Origin of the sequence: Streptomyces sp. NBC_01551 (assembly GCF_026339935.1) — a bacterium.
Lineage (GTDB): Bacteria > Actinomycetota > Actinomycetes > Streptomycetales > Streptomycetaceae > Streptomyces.
The window spans coordinates 4,491,417-4,509,156 of the sequence record NZ_JAPEPX010000001.1 but is presented as its reverse complement, the minus strand read 5'-3'; the positions used below and the strand labels follow the sequence as shown (position 1 = coordinate 4,509,156).

The following is a 17,740-nucleotide window of genomic DNA, read 5'->3' as shown; positions in this document are numbered from 1 at the left end:
GGCACTAGGTTTTCGCGCTTACCGTGGGGCTCCGGGCCGAAGCGCCCGCCACGCAGCCCGTTCCCGGGAGCTCAGGAGTTCCGCCATGACCGCGACGCCCTCCCCCGCCTACAAGGACCCCGCCCTCCCCGTGGAGCGACGCGTCGAGGACCTGCTCGCCCGGATGACGCTGGAGGAGAAGGCCGGCCAGCTCTTCCACGCGATGCTGATGATGAACGCGGACGGCACCCCGGTCACCGAGACCGACGGCTCGATGCTCCCGTTCACCACCCCCGAGCTGATCGAGGGCCGCCTCCTCAGCCACTTCAACCTGCTGGGCACCTACGGCGCCCGCGAGATGGCCCAGTGGCAGAACGCCGTCCAGGAGATGGCCGCCGCCACCCGCCTCGGCATCCCGGTCACCCTCTCCACCGACCCCCGGCACGCCTTCACCGACAACGTCGGCGCCTCCTTCAACGCGGGCGCCTTCTCCGCCTGGCCGGAGGCCCTCGGCCTCGCCGCGATCGGCGACCCCGAACTCGTCCACCGCTTCGCCGACACCGTCCGCCGCGAGTACCTCGCCGTCGGGTTCCGGGTCGCCCTGCACCCGCAGATCGACCTGGCCAGCGAACCCCGCTGGGCCCGCCAGACCGGCACCTTCGGCTCCGACGCCCGGCTGACGAGCGAGCTCGTGGGGGCGTACGTACGCGGCCTCCAGGGCGACCGGCTCGGCGCCGGGTCGGTGTCGGCCATGGTCAAGCACTTCCCGGGCGGAGGGCCCCAGAAGGACGGCGAGGACCCGCACTTCGCCCACGGCAAGGAGCAGGTCTACCCGGGCGGGATGCGCGAGCACCACCTGGAGCCGTTCCGGGCGGCGGTCGCGGCGGGCTGCGCGCAGATGATGCCGTACTACGGCCAGCCGATCGGCACGGACTGGGAAGAGGTCGGCTTCGGCTTCAACGAGGGCGTGGTCACCGGCCTGCTCCGCGAGGAGCTCGGCTTCGAGGGCATCGTCTGCACCGACTGGGGGCTGCTGAACGACGCGTCGATCTTCGGCGAGGTCCACCCTGCGCGCGCCTGGGGCGTGGAGCACCTGACGGTCGCCGAGCGGGCGGCCCGCGCGCTGGAGGCGGGCTGCGACCAGTTCGGCGGCGAGCAGTGCCCGGAGGTGGTCGTCGAGCTGGTCCGCTCGGGCCGGATCCCCGAGTCCCGGATCGACGCCTCGGTGCGCCGGCTGCTGCGGGAGAAGTTCACGCTGGGCCTGTTCGAGAACCCGTACGTGGATCCGGACGCGGCCGCGCGGACGGTGGGCCGGGCCGATTTCACGGCCCTGGGCGCGGCCGCCCAGCGCCGCTCGCTGACCGTCCTGACCAACCCCGGCGGCTTCCTCCCGCTGGCGGACGGGCCCGGGCCCCGGCCCCGGCTGTACGTCGAGAACGTGGACGCCGCCGTCGCCGCCGAGTACGGGGAGGTGGCCCCGGACCCGGCCGGGGCCGATCTGGCGGTGCTGCGGCTGCGCACCCCGTACGAACCCCGCGAGAACGTCTTCGAGTCCTTCTTCCACTCGGGCTCGCTGGCCTTCCCCGAGCCGGAGCTGGCGAAGATCCTCGCCCTCCTCGACGCGGTCCCCACGCTGGTCTGCATCAACCTGGAGCGGGCCGCCGTCATCCCCGAGATCGCCGAGCGGGCCGCCGCGCTGATCGCCGACTACGGCGCCTCGGACGCGGCCCTGCTGGACGTCGCCTTCGGCCGCGCCGTCCCCGAGGGCCGGCTCCCGTTCGAGCTGCCCCGCTCGATGGCGGCCGTCGCGGTTTCCCGTCCGGATGTGCCGAACGACACGGAAAATCCGGTCTTCACATTCGGCCATGGGCTGAATCTCTGATTCCACATACTGCGGGGCTCCTGACGGCCCCGCATATGCCGAGCGCCCGTTCCGTGGGGGGACGGGCGCCCGGCACCTCACTCTCCGCAGCCATCCCTGTCCGAACCCCGCATAGCCGCAGGCCGGTGCCTCCTCTACGCTGCACCCCATCACGCGGGATCTTCAGGGGCGGGACATGGAACAGACACACACCACCCACAATGGCGCCGCGGCCACCCCAGGTGCCCAGCGGCGCGTGCTGGTGGTCGAGGACGACCACACCATCGCCGACGCCATCTCGGCCCGGCTGCGCGCCGAGGGATTCCAGGTGCAGACGGCGTACGACGGCCCGGCCGCCGTGGCGGCCGCCGAGAGCTGGCTGCCCGAGCTGCTGGTACTGGACGTCATGCTGCCGGGGTTCGACGGGCTCGAGGTCTGCCGCCGGGTCCAGGCCCAGCGGCCGGTACCGGTGCTGATGCTCACCGCCCGGGACGACGAGACCGACATGCTGGTCGGGCTCGGGGTCGGCGCGGACGACTACATGACGAAGCCGTTCTCGATGCGCGAGCTGGCCGCGCGCGTCCACGTACTGCTGCGCCGGGTCGAGCGGGCCACGCTCGCCGCGACCGCGCCGCGCGGGGCCACCCTGCGCCTGGGCGATCTGGAGATCGACCACGCGCAGCGCCGGGTCCGGGTGCACACCGAGGACGTGCACCTGACGCCGACCGAGTTCGACCTGCTGGTCTGCCTGGCCGGGACGCCGCGCGCGGTGCTCTCGCGGGAGCAGCTGCTGGCCGAGGTGTGGGACTGGGCCGACGCGTCCGGGACCCGTACGGTCGACAGCCACATCAAGGCCCTGCGCCGGAAGATCGGCGCGGAGCGGATCCGTACGGTCCACGGCGTCGGGTACGCCCTGGAGACCCCGGCCCAGGCGTGAGCGGCCGGGGTCAGTGCGGCGGGCCGCGTCCGAGCGGCGGCCTGCGCCCGGTCAGCGCCCTGAGGCACGGCAACGGCCTGCGGCCCTTCTCACCGTTCTCGATCAAGACCAAGCTGGGCACGCTCGTCGTGGTCTCGGTCTTCATCACGACGGGCCTGCTGCTGGTGGCCCTGCGCACCGACACCGAGCTGCGCTTCATCACGGTCTTCTCGGTGATCGCCTCGATGCTGATCACCCAGTTCGTGGCGCACAGCCTGACCGCGCCGCTGGACGACATGACGACCGTCGCCCGGGCGATATCCCGCGGCGACTACACGCGCCGGGTGCGCGGGGCCGGCCGCCGCGACGAGCTGGGCGACCTGGCCTCGACGATCAACCTGATGGCCGACGACCTGGAGGCGGTGGACCGGCACCGCAAGGAGCTGGTCGCCAACGTCTCGCACGAGCTGCGCACGCCGATCGCGGCCCTGCGGGCGGTGTTGGAGAACGTCGTCGACGGGGTCTCGGCCGCCGATCCCGAGACCATGCGCACGATGCTCAAGCAGACCGAGCGCCTCGGGCGGCTGGTGGGCACCCTGCTGGACCTGTCCAGGGTCGACAACGGGGTGGTGCCCCTACGGGCGCGCCGCTTCGAGGTGTGGCCGTACCTGTCGGGGGTGCTCAAGGAGTCGAACCTGGCGGCCGCCGGCCGCCCGGGGCTGTCCACCGGCTCCGGCGGGCACACCCGCAACGACGTCCACCTCCACCTGGACGTGTTCCCGCCCGACCTGACCGCGTACGCGGACGCCGAGCGGCTGCACCAGGTGGTGGCGAACCTGATCGACAACGCCGTCAAGCACAGCCCCACGCACGGCCGGGTCACCGTCCGCGCCCGGGCCGGCCACGCGCCCGGCAGCCTGACCGTGGAGGTGCGGGACGAAGGCCCCGGCATCCCGGAGGAGGAGCGCCACCGGGTCTTCGAGCGCTTCAACCGGGGCGGCGCCCACGGCGGCGACGGGGGCACCGGCCTGGGCCTGGCCATCGCCCGCTGGGCCGTGGAGCTGCACGGCGGATACATCGGCGTGGCCGAATCGTCACGGGGCTGCCGAATCCTTGTCACCCTTCCAGGCAGCTCGCAGGCGTCACTTTGACGTAGGGTTCGAGTGGGAAGGACATGATCTCGGCCACACGCGCCGGGGTCCGTCAGGGGTGCGAAGCCAAGGGGGCCGCAACCGCGATGCCCCCTACCCGAACCACGCTTGTTTCCCGCCATTCCAGGCGGCGAAACCCGCCGTTCGATGTGACCTACGCGACGTAAGTCCCGCCCGGTCTGCATCCAGCGGCCCGGGAGGCGTAGCCTTTATTCCCGCTGTCCATACCTTGTGAAGCGGAAGAGGGCGGTTGCCGCCGTGTCGCCACAGTCCCCGAGTAACCCGAGCACCACGACCGAAGCAGCAGAGGGCGGGAAGAACCCCGCCTCAGGCTTCGGCGCGAATGAGTGGCTCGTCGACGAGATCTACCAGCAGTACCTCCAGGACCCGAATTCGGTCGACCGGGCCTGGTGGGACTTCTTCGCCGACTACAAGCCGGGGGGCACTGCCGCCGCTCCGGCCAAGCCGGATGAGAAGAAGTCCGTGACGACGACGGATGGCGCCTCCGCACAGGCCGCCAGCCCCGCCGCCGCCCAGGCCCCGCAGGCCGCCGACGCCGCCGCCACGGGGGCGGCGCGCGCCGCGGCCCCCTCGACGGCCTCCGCGCCCACGCCTGTGTCAGCTCCTGCCCCTGCTCCTGCCACCCCCTCTGGTGCCCCTGCTGTGACTGTCACCTCCCAGGCCCCGGCCGCCGCACCGGCCGCTCCTGCCCCTCAGGCCCAGGCTCCGGCCGCCGCCGCTCCCGCCGCCCCGAAGGCCGCGCCCGCCACCGAGGCCCCCACGGGCCCCGAACTGGTGACGCTCCGCGGCCCGGCAGCGGCCGTGGCGAAGAACATGAACGCCTCCCTCGACGTCCCGACGGCCACGTCCGTCCGCGCCGTCCCGGTGAAGCTGCTGTTCGACAACCGCATCGTCATCAACAACCACCTCAAGCGCGCCCGGGGCGGGAAGATCTCCTTCACGCACCTGATCGGCTACGCGATGGTGCAGGCCATCAAGGCCATGCCGGCGATGAACCACTCCTTCGCGGAGAAGGACGGCAAGCCGACCCTGGTCAAGCCGGAGCACGTGAACTTCGGCCTCGCGATCGACCTGGTGAAGCCGAACGGCGACCGCCAGCTCGTCGTCGCCGGCATCAAGAAGGCCGAGACCCTCAACTTCTTCGAGTTCTGGCAGGCGTACGAGGACATCGTCCGCCGCGCCCGCGTCGGCAAGCTGACGATGGACGACTTCACCGGCGTCACCGTCTCGCTGACCAACCCCGGCGGCCTGGGCACCGTCCACTCCGTGCCCCGCCTGATGCCCGGACAGTCGGTCATCATGGGCGTCGGCTCCATGGACTACCCCGCCGAGTTCCAGGGCACCTCCCAGGACACCCTGAACAAGCTGGGCATCTCCAAGGTCATGACCCTGACCTCGACCTACGACCACCGGGTCATCCAGGGCGCGGCCTCCGGCGAGTTCCTGCGCATCGTCGCGAACCTGCTGCTGGGCGAGAACGGCTTCTACGACGACGTCTTCGAGGCGCTGCGCATCCCGTACGAGCCGGTCCGCTGGCTCCGGGACATCGACGCCTCGCACGACGACGACGTCACGAAGGCCGCCCGCGTCTTCGAGCTCATCCACTCCTACCGGGTCCGCGGCCACGTCATGGCCGACACCGACCCGCTGGAGTACAAGCAGCGCAAGCACCCCGACCTCGACATCACCGAGCACGGCCTCACCCTGTGGGACCTGGAGCGCGAGTTCGCGGTCGGCGGCTTCTCCGGCAAGTCGATGATGAAGCTCCGCGACATCCTCGGCGTGCTGCGCGACTCGTACTGCCGCACCACCGGCGTCGAGTTCATGCACATCCAGGACCCGAAGCAGCGCCGCTGGATCCAGGACCGCATCGAGCGCCCGCACTCCAAGCCGGAGCGCGAGGAGCAGCTGCGGATCCTGCGCCGCCTGAACGCGGCGGAGGCCTTCGAGACCTTCCTGCAGACGAAGTACGTCGGCCAGAAGCGGTTCTCCCTGGAGGGCGGCGAGTCCGTCATCCCGCTGCTCGACGCGGTCATCGACTCCGCGGCCGAGGCCCGCCTCGACGAGGTCGTCATCGGCATGGCCCACCGCGGCCGCCTGAACGTGCTGGCCAACATCGTCGGCAAGTCGTACGCGCAGATCTTCCGCGAGTTCGAGGGCAACCTCGACCCGAAGTCGATGCACGGCTCCGGCGACGTCAAGTACCACCTGGGCGCCGAGGGCACCTTCACCGGCCTGGACGGCGAGCAGATCAAGGTCTCGCTCGTCGCCAACCCCTCGCACCTGGAGGCGGTGGACCCGGTCCTGGAGGGTGTCGCCCGCGCCAAGCAGGACGTCATCAACAAGGGCGGCACGGACTTCACCGTCCTGCCGCTGGCCCTGCACGGTGACGCGGCCTTCGCCGGCCAGGGTGTCGTCGCCGAGACGCTGAACATGTCGCAGCTGCGCGGCTACCGCACCGGCGGCACCGTGCACGTGGTCATCAACAACCAGGTCGGCTTCACCGCCGCCCCGGAGTCCTCGCGTTCCTCGATGTACGCGACCGACGTGGCCCGCATGATCGAGGCGCCGATCTTCCACGTGAACGGCGACGACCCGGAGGCGGTCGTCCGCGTTGCCCGTCTGGCGTTCGAGTTCCGCCAGGCGTTCAACAAGGACGTCGTCATCGACCTCATCTGCTACCGCCGCCGCGGTCACAACGAGTCGGACAACCCGGCGTTCACCCAGCCGCTGATGTACGACCTGATCGACAAGAAGCGCTCGGTGCGCAAGCTGTACACCGAGTCCCTCATCGGTCGCGGCGACATCACGCTGGAAGAGGCCGAGCAGGCGCTCCAGGACTTCCAGGGCCAGCTGGAGAAGGTCTTCGCGGAGGTCCGCGAGGCCGCCACGCAGCCCGCGGGCGCCGCGCCGGTCACCCCGGGCGCGCAGGCCGACTTCCCGGTCTCGATGAGCACCGCGGTGTCCCAGGACGTCGTGAAGCGGATCGCCGAGTCCCAGGTCAACATCCCCGAGCACGTCACCGTGCACCCGCGTCTGCTGCCGCAGCTGCAGCGCCGCGCGGCGATGATCGACGAGGGCACCATCGACTGGGGCATGGGCGAGACCCTCGCCTTCGGCTCGCTGCTGATGGAGGGCACCCCGGTCCGCCTGTCGGGCCAGGACTCCCGCCGCGGCACGTTCGGCCAGCGCCACGCGGTGCTGATCGACCGGGAGACGGGCGAGGACTACACCCCGCTGCAGTACCTGTCGGACGAGCAGGCCCGCTTCAACGTCTACGACTCGCTGCTCTCCGAGTACGCGGCGATGGGCTTCGAGTACGGCTACTCGCTGGCCCGTCCGGACGCGCTGGTCCTCTGGGAGGCCCAGTTCGGTGACTTCGTCAACGGCGCGCAGACCGTCGTCGACGAGTTCATCTCCTCGGCGGAGCAGAAGTGGGGCCAGACCTCCGGCGTCACGCTCCTGCTCCCGCACGGCTACGAGGGCCAGGGCCCGGACCACTCGTCCGCGCGTCCGGAGCGCTTCCTGCAGATGTGCGCGCAGGACAACATGACGGTCGCCATGCCGACCCTGCCCTCGAACTACTTCCACCTGCTGCGCTGGCAGGTCCACAACCCGCACCACAAGCCGCTGATCGTCTTCACCCCGAAGTCGATGCTGCGTCTGAAGGCGGCGGCGTCGAAGGCCGAGGAGTTCACCAGCGGTTCCTTCCGCCCGGTGATCGGCGACACGCGCGTCTCCTCCGGAGCGGGTGACCCGAACGCGGTCCGCAAGGTCGTGTTCTGCGCGGGCAAGGTCTACTACGACCTGGAGGCCGAGCGGGAGAAGCGCGGCATCACGGACACCGCGATCATCCGCATCGAGCGGCTGTACCCGCTGGCGGGTGCGGAACTCCAGGCGGAGATCGCCAAGTTCCCGAACGCGGCGAAGTACATCTGGGCCCAGGAGGAGCCGGCGAACCAGGGTGCGTGGCCGTTCATCGCGCTGAACCTGATCGACCACCTCGACCTGGCGGTCGGCGCCGAGGTCCCGGCGGGCGAGCGCCTGCGCCGCGTCTCGCGCCCGCACGGCTCTTCCCCGGCCGTCGGCTCCGCGAAGCGCCACCAGGCGGAGCAGCAGCTCCTCCTGAACGAGGTCTTCGAAGCCTGATCGCTGCGCCGGCTTGAACCGTAGAAGGCCCGGCCCCTGCCAAGGGGCCGGGCCTTCCGGCATCTCCAGCCTCGCCGGCGTGGCCGGAAGGCACTACGGTTGCGGCTCGAAGTCCCAGTACGGGCGGGTGCGTTGTTTGGCGGAGACCGTGTGGACGTGTTGGGCGCCCAGCGTGCGGGTGAGCGCCTTGATGCCCGCGTCCTCGTGCTTCGCGGCCTCCGCGTCCTCGCGGACCGACCGCAGGTCCGCCGCCAGGGCGATCTCGGCGCTCAGGGTCATGGGGTGGTCCGGGCCCAGGACCTGGTGCGCCGCCCGCAGCGTCTCCCGGCTCAGGGACAGCGCGTCGTCCAGCCGCCCCGTGATGTTGCGGTGCCCGGTCGCGTTCAGGGCGCAGCCCAGGGTCCACGGGTGCCGCTCCCCCAGCGCGCCCCGCATCCCGACCAGCGCCTGCTCCGCCAGCGACAGCGCCTCCGTCCGCTCGCCCTGCGCCCGTAGCACCAGCCCGAGGTTGCCGACCGTACCGATGCTGTACGGGTGGGCCAGCCCCAGCTGCGACTGGTAGCCGCGGATCACGTGCTCCGAGATCCGCCGGGCCTCGCCGACGTCCCCGTACTCCCGCAGGTAGGTCGCGTAGTCGGAGGCGACCATCAGGGTCCAGGGGTAGTCCACCCCCAGCACCCGCGTGGCCCGCTCCCACACCCCCCGCAGCCGCAGCCCCGCCCCCGGGATGTCCCCGGACCTGCGCAGGCACATGCCGAGGTTGTGCTCGGCCCGCAGGGTCTGCGGGTGGTCCGGGCCCAGCACCTGGGTGTTGAGCTTGACGCCCTGTTCCTGCCGGGTCTGCGCCTCCCGGTATCGGCCCATCAGCCGCAGCCCCATCGCGCAGGCGATGCCCGAGGACAGCGTCGAGATGTGCTGCGCGCGCAGCACCCGCTCGCGCCGCCGCAGGGTGTCCAGGTCCAGGTCGTACGCCTCCTGGTAGCGCCCCAGCAGCCGGTACGTCGCGGCCAGGTTGTTCTGCGCGTTCAGCGTCGTCGAGTCGTCCTCCCCCAGCAGTTCGCGGTACGTCGCCAGCCCCTGCTCGAACAGCTCCCGCGCCGGTTCGAACTTGGCGATGCACAGCAGCACGCCCCCATACGCGGCGGTGGCCCGCAGCGTCTCCAGGTCGCGCTCGCCCCGCTCCTCCCGCAGCCGGTCGGCGACCGCGCGGGTCAGCGTCTCGGCGCGGCGGAACATCCCGAGGTTGCGCAGCGCTCCCCCGTACTGGTAGCCGAGTTCGCGCACGTTGGGGTGGTCGTCGCCCAGCATGGACCGCCAGACGTGGTCGGTCTCCTCGCACAATCGCAGGCAGGTCCGGAACTCCCCCGCCAGCACCAGGTACCGCAGGCACTGCAACAGGAAGGCCTGGATCCGGGGGTTGGTGCTGGTCAGCACCCCGGCGGTCTCCAGGTGCGGGATCAGCTCGGCGTACTGCGGCCACAACCGCGCGTCGGAGGGCCGGCCGGGGTCGGCGGCCGCGAGGACCTGGCGTACGGCGCGGGACAGCTGCGCGGACTCCTCCGGGCCGAGGTTCTCCCGGACGATGTTGTGGACCATGCTGTGCAGTTGGACGGTCTCCAGCCCGCCGCCGCCCTCCTCCACGGACAGGTCGGAGTACTCCAGGCGGACCACCGAGAACTGCACGAGCTTGTTGAGGGCCGCGTTCCACCGGATCTGGTCGTTGATCAGCCCGGCCAGGTGCTCGGGCACGTCGTCGGCGGGGAACTCGCGCAGCAGCCGCAGCGGTACCCGGCCGGGCGCGAAGAACACGAACAGCCGCAGCAGCGCGAGGGCGTCGGGGAAGTTCTCCCGTACGTTGTTGAGCAGTATGGCCAGCGCCGTGGGGAACGGCAGCGGGTAGTCGTCGGAGAGGGTGACCGCCTCGTACGAGTCCAGCCGGCGCCGCAGCAGCGCCAGGTACTCGCGGACGCTCAGCGGCGAGTCGGCGAGCCAGCCGGCGGTCTGGTCGAGGGCCAGCGGGTAGTCCTCCAGCGCCTCGGCGAGCTGGTCGGCCTCCGGGCCGGTGAGGCGCTGGGCGCGGCGGCGGATGAACGTGACGGACTCGGGCCGCGCGTAGAGCGGGACCTCGACCAGGCTGGTGTGCCGGGAGGCCCACTCCCGGTTCCGGGACGTGATGATCACATCGCCCGCGCCGGAGGGCAGCAGGTCGGCGAGGTCGTCCGGGTTGTCGCAGCCGTCGAACACCAGCAGCCAGCGCCCGTACGGGGATCCGCGCCGCAGCGCCTCCAGCACGGCCCGGATCAGCTCGCCGTAACTGCCCGCCCCGCGCGGCAGGCCGAGCGCCGGCGCCAGGTCGGCGAGCCGCTCGCGCAGGGTGGGCCGGTCCTCGGCGGGGACCCACCACACCACGTCGTACTCGGAGGCGAACCGGTAGGCGTACTCGGTGGCGACCTGCGTCTTGCCCACCCCGGACAGCCCGAGCAGGGTCACCGCCGCGGCGCCGGGCGGGGCCTCGACGAGGGCCGCGCGCAGCTTCCCGATGACGTCGTTGCGGCCGGTGAAGCGGGGGTTGCGGCGCGGCACCCGGCCCCAGATCTCGGGCGGGTCGTTGGGGAAGCGGGGCCCCCGGCGGCCGGTCTCGGTGCCGATCCGGTCGGTGGGCAGCTCCAGCCGGCGCAGCACGCGGTACTCGGCCTCGTACGCGTCCAGGCCCCACAGGTCGGTCTTCTCCAGGGCGGCGACGGCGCTGGGCAGCGGCCCGTCGGTGAGGCCGACGGCCGCGAACCGGTCGGGGTGGCGGTCGGTGACCTCGCGCAGGGCGGTGTTCCACTCCGCGTCCTGCATGTCGCTGAGGGTGCCGGCGGAGAAGTAGCGCTCGCTGAGGACGAGGAGCACCCGGTCGCCGCCCCGGGCGAGGTCGTCGAGGGCCTCGGTGACGCCGGGGCTGCTCTGCGGGTCCCAGCGCTGGAGGGTGGCGCGGTGGCCGTGCTCCTCCAGGCGGTGGGCGATCCACACGGCCCAGGGGCGGTTGAAGCCCGCGAAGCTGATGACGAACCGCTGCGGCCGCGCTGCCGTGTCGCGGTCCTGACGACTACCGGTACCGGTCATGCGGCCGTCTCCCTGGGCTCCGGGCGGTGGTGGACGGGGTGCACAAGGTATCGCAGCTGCCGGGCCGTCAGCCCCCTGCGAACGCGGAGAGTTCGGGGTGTGCCGCGCACCAGGCGCGCCGTTCCCGGTCCAGGGTCCGGCGGGCGGTGGCGTACTGGTCGCCGGGCGGCGGCAGCGCGTCCATGGCCTTCTCGGCGGCTGCCATGGCGTCGGTGAACTCGCGCCCGGCGGAGGTGAGTTCGGGCCGCGACCGGATGGCGGGGAGGACGGCGGCGACCTGCGCCCGGATCCGGGCGTGCTGGGCCCACGCGCCGCGGGCCCCGTAGAGCGCGGCGCGCTGCCAGTACCCGGCCAGGGCCAGATGGGCGTACACGCCGTGCAGCAGCCCCTCCAGCGGGCGCGGGTCGGCGCGCCAGGGGGCCCAGAACCGGGGGGTCCGGTCGGCGGTGTGCAGGGTGAGGACGTCGGCGAGGGCGGCGAGTTTGCCGTGCTGGACCTCGTGCACGAGGGTCGCGGCGAGCGCGGGCGGGGCCTGCGCCCGAGCCAGCAGTGAGCCGGCGGCGGCGGGCAGGGTGGCGCCGCTGGAGCGCGAGCCGCCGCCGAGCGGGACGACGGAGCGCAGCAGCAGGCCGATCTCGTCCGCGCGGGCGGTGTCGTAGCGCTCCAGCAGGGTGAGGGCGCCGGACCACTGGGTGTCCCAGCGCTTGTGGCCCTTGGGGGTGAGACGCCGGGCGGGCCGGACGGGCGCGGGGTGCCCGGCGGCGGGGGCCCGGTATGGGTCGAGGTCGTCGAGGGCGGTCCGCCCGCCGGGCAGGGCGTGCAGCGCCAGGGCGTCCGCGGCGGCGTCCCAGGACCGCTCGTCGAGCGCGAGCGGGCCGGGGCGCTGCGGGCGCAGCAGCCCGAGGGTGGGCAGCACGAGCCGGCCGTGCACGGGCCGCAGGGTGGCCTTGAAGCCGATCCCGGCGCGCAGGGCCGCGGCGACGGCGAGCGCCCCGAGGTGGCCGAGGTCGGGCGCGGGCCCGTACGGGGCGTGCAGCCGGCGCAGGGTCTCCTCGGCCCACACCCCGGTCGCCGGGTAGTGCAGTACGTCGCGCACCGCGTCGGGGTCGTGCCGTTCGGCCTCCTCCAGCAGGGCCCAGTGCTCGCCGCTCTCGCCGCCCGGGCCGCCGGGGGCGGCGTCGAGGACGGCGCGCAGCAGGACGAGCCTCTTGGAGCGGCGTACGTCGGTCACCAGGCGGGTGCCGTCGGCGGAGGGCTCGGTGGAGGCCAGGGCGCGCAGGGTGTGGTGGGTGACGCTGAAGCCGCAGAGCGCGTCGGGCGGGGCGGGGGCGTCGGTGCGGGCGGCGTGGTCGTCGCGGTGGGTCTGTTCGGTGCGGTGGGTCATGAGGCGGCCTGCCGGGGCTGATGGGCGGCTTCGTGCAGTGCCCGGCCGATGTGCCTGATCAGGACCTGGAGGTCGGCGCAGTACACGGACGGCCGGCGGAATCCCTCTCCGGAGCGGAAGCGGTGCGGGTAGTGGCCGCCGCCGCAGACGTCGACGAGCTCGCAGGAGCGGCAGCCGGCGGCCAGTGCCTCCCGGCCGAGCTGCCGGGCGGCGAGTCCCGGGTGGTCGAGGAGGTCGTCGAAGGTGTGCCGGTCGAGGGTGAGGCCGGTGGTGGCGGCGCCCTCGTAGGCGGATTTCAGCGAGTCGGCCTGTTCGATGCTGCCGTCGGTCTCGATCACGGCGGTGGTGGCGGGGGCGAGGCCGAGGGTCTCGGTGGCGGCGGGCAGGCCGAGCAGCAGGGCGATGATCTCCTCGAAGACGCGGACCCGGGTGCGGCGGGTGTCGTCGTGCCACCAGCGTTCGAAGACGGCCAGGAGCCAGTCGGCGTACGGGGTGTCGCTGCCGCCGCCTCCCGGACGGCCGGGCGGCGGGTCGCTCCAGTTGGCGAGCGGCAGCAGCAGGCCGAGCGAGGGCGGGTGGAACGCCAGCAGGCTCTCGTACGTCTCCACCGGGTCCTGCGCGAGGTCGACGACGCAGAGCACGCCCGCGTAGCTCGCGGGGTGCCGCGCGAGGAGCCGCAGCCCGCGCGCGGCGGCGCCGAACCCGGGCTGTCCGGCGTGGTCCACGCGGCGGGCGTTGTGTACGGGGAGCCCGCCGTCGAGGCTGACGCCGACCCGGATCCCGGCGGCGGCGAGGGCGGCGAGCCGGCCCCGGGTGAGGAGCGTGCCGTTGGTCTGGACGGTGGCGGTGACCCGGGTCCCGGGGGACCGCCCGCGCAGGGCGTCCCGTACGGCCTCGACGGGCGCGGCCAGCCCGGCGGGGGCGGTGAGGAGGGGCTCGCCGCCGTGCAGGACGAGGTCGACGCGGGCCAGTTCGTGCGCGGCGGCGTGCTCGGCGATGCGGTGGGCCGCGCGGGCCACGGTGTCCGGGGTCATGGCGGGGGGCTGATCGCGCCAGCCGTGGTCGGCCATGGCGTAGACGTAGCAGTAGGTGCAGGCGAGGTTGCAGCGGCTGCGGGTCTTGAGCACGAACTGCCGGATGGGGTAAGGCCGGTGCCCGGCGGCCCGCAGGGCGGGCACGTCGAGGTGCGCGTACGGCCAGGGCGCGTGCCGCCGGTGGGCGGGCAGCCCGACCTCGCCGGTGTCCGTCTGCCTCATCGCCGTACCTCCCTCGGGGGGACCCCAGGACTGTCCATCCCTGCCCTGCGGATGGCCGCGACTAACGGCGGAAAGCGGTCAACTCCGGCCCGGCGCGGGTCAGTCGACCCCGGAGTCGAAGGCGTTGAGGATCTCGGCGGGATGGGTGACCCGCTCGACCATCCCCGCGATGACCTGCGCGAGCACAGGATGCTCGATCTCGCGCAACGCGGCCAGATCCAACCCGGAAAGATCCGGCAACTCCCCGGCACACCCCGCGTTGCGAACGGCCTTCCCGCTGCCGTGCTGCCGAGTCACCATGCGCGCTCCTCCGTCGGTCGTCCGTGTCCCACCTGCCCTACACCGCCCCCGGCTCCGCCCGGCGGGGCTGGATCTTTCAGCCCCGCCGGCGTGTGAGGCGCGGGTCTGGGCGGAGCCCAGGAAGCACGGGCGCAGCCCGGGGGTGCTTGCGCGGCGGCGCCGCACCCGTCCAGCCCCGGCGGCGTGTGAGGGGCGGCGCCCCGGGGGCTACGGCGCGGCCCGGGCCCGGTCAGAGGGCGGACTCCAGGGATCCGAGGCGGGCGAGCAGGGCCGGCGGGGGCGGTTCGCCCGCGCGGGCCCAGAGTTCCACCGCCGAGCGGTACGAGGAGACGGCCGCGCGCGGCCGCGCCAGCGCCTCCAGGACCTCGCCCCGCAACCCCTGTACGACCGCCCCCAACCGCACCGCCGCGTTCCCGCACGACCCGTCACATCCCGCCTCGTCCGCCTCCATCGCCGCCCGCCACGCCCGCCGGTACGAGTCCGCCGCCCGGTCCAGCCGCTCCGCGGCCCCGGTGTGCCCGTGGATCTCCCGCTGCACGTCGCCGTGTTCCCGCCACCCCCGCGCCCGCTCCAGCGGCCCGCGGCTCTGCCGGACCGCGAGTTCCAGCAGGTGCTCCGCCTCCCGGAGGTCCACCAGGTCCCCCTCGTACACGTGCCGCAGCCGCAGCCCCTCCGCCAGCCGCAGCAGCCGCCGCGCCGCCCGGGGATCCGACCTCGGTACCGCCGCCCGGCTCTCGCGCAGCACCCGTACCGCCGTGGACGCGAACCGCCGCCCGTCGGAGGCCCGGGCCCGCGCCAGGAGTACGTCGCCCCACTCGGGCAGCAGCTCCCCGTACGCGTCCCCGTCCCGGGGGATCAGCCGCCTGGCCCGCCCGTACGCCTCGGCCGCGTCCTCCAGGGCCGCCGGGTCCGCGTCCCTCGCGTACCGCGCCCGGTGCACCCGCGCCAGGCACACCAGCGCCGCCACCCGAAGCTCCGGGTCCCCGGCGGGCTCCGCCAGGGCCTCGGCCAGCTGCCCGGCCGCCTCCTCCAGCCGCCCGGGCAGGTACGACAGCGCCGTCGCCAGCTCCACCCGCACCCGCCGCCGCGCGTCGCCGTCGGGCCCACCCGTCGGCCGACCCGTCGGCGCGTCCACCGGCCCACCCGCCGGAGCGCCCACCGGCCGACCCGTCAGCCCACCCGTCGGCCCAACCGCCGGATCGCCCACCGGCCCACTCGCCGGCACGTCCACCGGCCCACCCGTCGCCCCACCCGTCAGCCGGCCCGTCAGCCGGCCCGCCGGCCCGGCGGCCGCCAGCACCGCCTCCAGCCGCCCCGCGGCCAGCCCGGCCAGCTCCTCGCGCTCCACCGGATCCCCGGACCGGACCGCCAGCGCCAGCAGCACCCGCCCGAGGGCGAGCCACACGCCCGCCCCGGCGTCCGTGCCCGCCGGCTCCTCCAGCCCCGCCAGCCCCTCCAGCCCGTCCCGCGCCTCCCGCAGGGCCCCCACGTCATCCCGGAGCGCGCTCAGCAGGATCAGGGTCTCCGCCCGCCGCACCGCGCCGTCCAGCCGGAGTTCCCGGTCCGCCTCCGGGTCGGCGCCCACCGCCGCGAACTCCCGTTCCGCCGCCGCCAGCAGCGCCGCGTCCGGCTCCGCACCGGCCGCGAGCGCACGCTCGTGCAGCACCCGGCCCAGCGCCAGCCGACCCGGCGGCCCGGTCGCGGCCCGGGCCGCGCGCTCCGCCTCGGCCAGCAGTTCCGGGTCCCGCCGCACCACCCACAGCCGCAGCAGCGCCCCGCCAGCTCGTACTCCGCCTCGCCCGGCGGATCCCCCGGCCCGGCCGGTACGGTCACGGCCCGCCGCAGCACCGCCACGGCCTCGGACAGCCCGCGTTCGTCCCCGGCGGCCAGCCGGGCCCGCGCCGTTCGTACGGCCCAGTCCCGCGCGGGCGGGGCCGGCCGCTGCGGGGCCTGCGGGTCCGGCGCGGGCGGCTCCGGCAGGTAGCGCCGTACGACCTGGGCCGAGACCCGCGCGAAGGCCTGCGGCACCCGCCCCTCCGGCATCCGGTCCTCCCACGCCGGCTCCCCGGGCTCCCCCTGCTCCCCCGGGCCGGCCGCAGGCTCCACCGGCACCCCGGTCAGCCGGGTGACCGCGAGCGCGGGGAAGTTCCGTACGCCCCGCCCGAAGTGGGCGAGTACGTACTCCGAGGAGTGCTTCAGCACCAGCGCCGCCTCGTCCCGCCCCAGCGGCCCCAGCAGCACCTCCCGCACCCCGGGTACGAACTCGTACCAGCCCGGGTCGCCACCGCGCCGCAGCAGCCCGCTCAGCAACACCTCCGCCAGGTCCGACGGCTCCGAGTCCGGCAGCATCGTGCGCTGCACCAGCCGCATCACCGGCAGCGTCAGCGGCGCCGCCGACAGGTACACCGCCAGCTGGACGGCCCGGGGCGCGGCCGAGGAACGGAAGCGCCGCACCAGCTCGCGCGGCGGCCGCACGGCCTGCGGGGGCGGCAGCGGGGCGGCCGGGTGGTCGGCGAACACCCGGCCCACCTCGGCCGGCACCGGCCCGGTGCCCAGCCCCGCGACGAGCCGGGCCCACGCCCCGAGCGCGATCGCGCTGGGCGGCAGCACCGGCACGGCCAGCCCGCCGCCCGGCCCGCCGCCGAGCCGGCCCCCCGGCCCGGCACCCGGCCACCCGGCCCGCCGCGGCCGGTCCGACCGGAACATCAGCTTCCCTCCGCCGCCCTCGATCCGGCACAGGCCGCCCCGCTCGGTCGGCAGCCAGGTGCGCCCCCACAGCCGCTGCGGCAGCGGCTGGACGACCACGCAGGGCGCGCACTGCGCCCACCGGTACAGCAGCCGCTGCGCCTCGCCCTCCCGCCACACCGGGCCGGCGCAGTCGGACACCACCATGGTCAGCGCCCGCCCGGTCGGGTCCCGCAGCTGGTCCCCGGAGCGCGCGCCGGCCGCCCCGGGCCCGCGCCCGACGACGGCCCTGCCGTCCGCGAGCCGGTGCAGGTAGGAGACCCGGACGTCCCGGAAGGCCCCCAACCGCTCGCACACGGCCCGCAGTTCGTCGAACATGTCCTGCCACACCGCCATCGAGGGCGAGGCGTCCATCACCAGCCGCACGGTCGCCTCCCGCCGGACCTCCGGCCGGAACACCGGGACGACCAGCCCGAGGGCTCGGGCGCTGGCCTCGGCGGTGGCCTGCTCGTCGAGCACCGTCCGGGTGGGCGGGGCGCTCGGCCGGTGCCGCTGGAGGGCGCGCAGGGCCCGCTGGACCTCCAGGATCCGCGGCAGCGCGGCCGCCCTGGGCACCCGTACGGGCACCCCGCCATCGACCGGAATGTCAGTGTCCGCCTCCGGCCCGGCGACCCGGCGGGCCCGGGACGCGTAGAGGCTGACCGGATCCTCAGCCGCCGCCTCCTCCCGTACGGGTGCCTCCTCGCGCGCCGTCTCCACCCCGTCGGGCAGCCCCTCGGGTTCCGGCTCCCCGGCCGGCGTCCGCGCCGGGGACCCGGAGGCCGCGGCCCGGGCGGCCGTCCGCCCGGCCAGCCACAGCGCGTCGGCGAGTTCCTCGGCGGACGGATCGAGCCCGGCCGCGCGCAGCAGGGCGATCAGCTCCCGCATGGC

The 17,740-nt window shown here is 74.3% G+C and carries 9 protein-coding genes; 4 read left to right on the top strand and 5 right to left on the bottom strand.

The window, feature by feature from the left end:
- The first annotated feature begins 85 nt into the window (after positions 1–85).
- The 4 genes from OG982_RS20520 to OG982_RS20505 all read left to right on the top strand — a co-directional run bounded on the left by OG982_RS20520 (position 86) and on the right by OG982_RS20505 (position 8,077).
- Entirely contained in the window at positions 86–1,861 is a 1,776-nt protein-coding gene (locus OG982_RS20520) for a glycoside hydrolase family 3 protein (RefSeq protein ID WP_266949012.1), read from the top strand.
- A gap of 175 nt (positions 1,862–2,036) precedes the next feature.
- Positions 2,037–2,777, top strand: coding sequence for a response regulator transcription factor (locus tag OG982_RS20515; protein ID WP_266784642.1), 741 nt, complete (start codon positions 2,037–2,039; stop codon positions 2,775–2,777).
- A gap of 41 nt (positions 2,778–2,818) precedes the next feature.
- A complete protein-coding gene (locus OG982_RS20510) occupies positions 2,819–3,907 on the top strand; it encodes a HAMP domain-containing sensor histidine kinase (protein ID WP_266791818.1) in 1,089 nt (362 codons plus the stop codon).
- 258 nt (positions 3,908–4,165) lie between these two features.
- The gene (locus OG982_RS20505; protein ID WP_266784644.1) at positions 4,166–8,077 is read left to right on the top strand and encodes a multifunctional oxoglutarate decarboxylase/oxoglutarate dehydrogenase thiamine pyrophosphate-binding subunit/dihydrolipoyllysine-residue succinyltransferase subunit; all 3,912 of its coding nucleotides are present in this window, start codon (positions 4,166–4,168) and stop codon (positions 8,075–8,077) included.
- Between the two features lie 93 nt (positions 8,078–8,170).
- Here OG982_RS20505 and fxsT read toward each other — a convergent pair whose 3' ends face one another.
- The 5 genes from fxsT to OG982_RS20480 all read right to left on the bottom strand — a co-directional run bounded on the left by fxsT (position 8,171) and on the right by OG982_RS20480 (position 17,737).
- Positions 8,171–11,185: an FxSxx-COOH system tetratricopeptide repeat protein gene (fxsT, locus tag OG982_RS20500; RefSeq protein WP_266784646.1), complete on the bottom strand. Its 3,015-nt coding sequence runs from the start codon at positions 11,183–11,185 to the stop codon at positions 8,171–8,173.
- A gap of 67 nt (positions 11,186–11,252) precedes the next feature.
- Entirely contained in the window at positions 11,253–12,569 is a 1,317-nt protein-coding gene (locus OG982_RS20495; protein ID WP_266784648.1) for an HEXXH motif domain-containing protein, read from the bottom strand.
- A complete protein-coding gene (locus tag OG982_RS20490; protein WP_266949010.1) occupies positions 12,566–13,825 on the bottom strand; it encodes an FxsB family cyclophane-forming radical SAM/SPASM peptide maturase in 1,260 nt (419 codons plus the stop codon). Before OG982_RS20490 ends, OG982_RS20495 begins: the two co-directional genes overlap by 4 nt.
- A gap of 99 nt (positions 13,826–13,924) precedes the next feature.
- On the bottom strand, positions 13,925–14,125 hold the full coding sequence (fxsA, locus tag OG982_RS20485; RefSeq protein WP_266784652.1) for an FxSxx-COOH cyclophane-containing RiPP peptide: 201 nt from the start codon (positions 14,123–14,125) through the stop codon (positions 13,925–13,927).
- A gap of 1,515 nt (positions 14,126–15,640) precedes the next feature.
- Positions 15,641–17,737 (bottom strand): SAV_2336 N-terminal domain-related protein, encoded by a 2,097-nt coding sequence (locus OG982_RS20480; RefSeq protein ID WP_266949008.1) that lies wholly within the window; start codon positions 17,735–17,737, stop codon positions 15,641–15,643.
- Positions 17,738–17,740 lie beyond the last annotated feature (3 nt).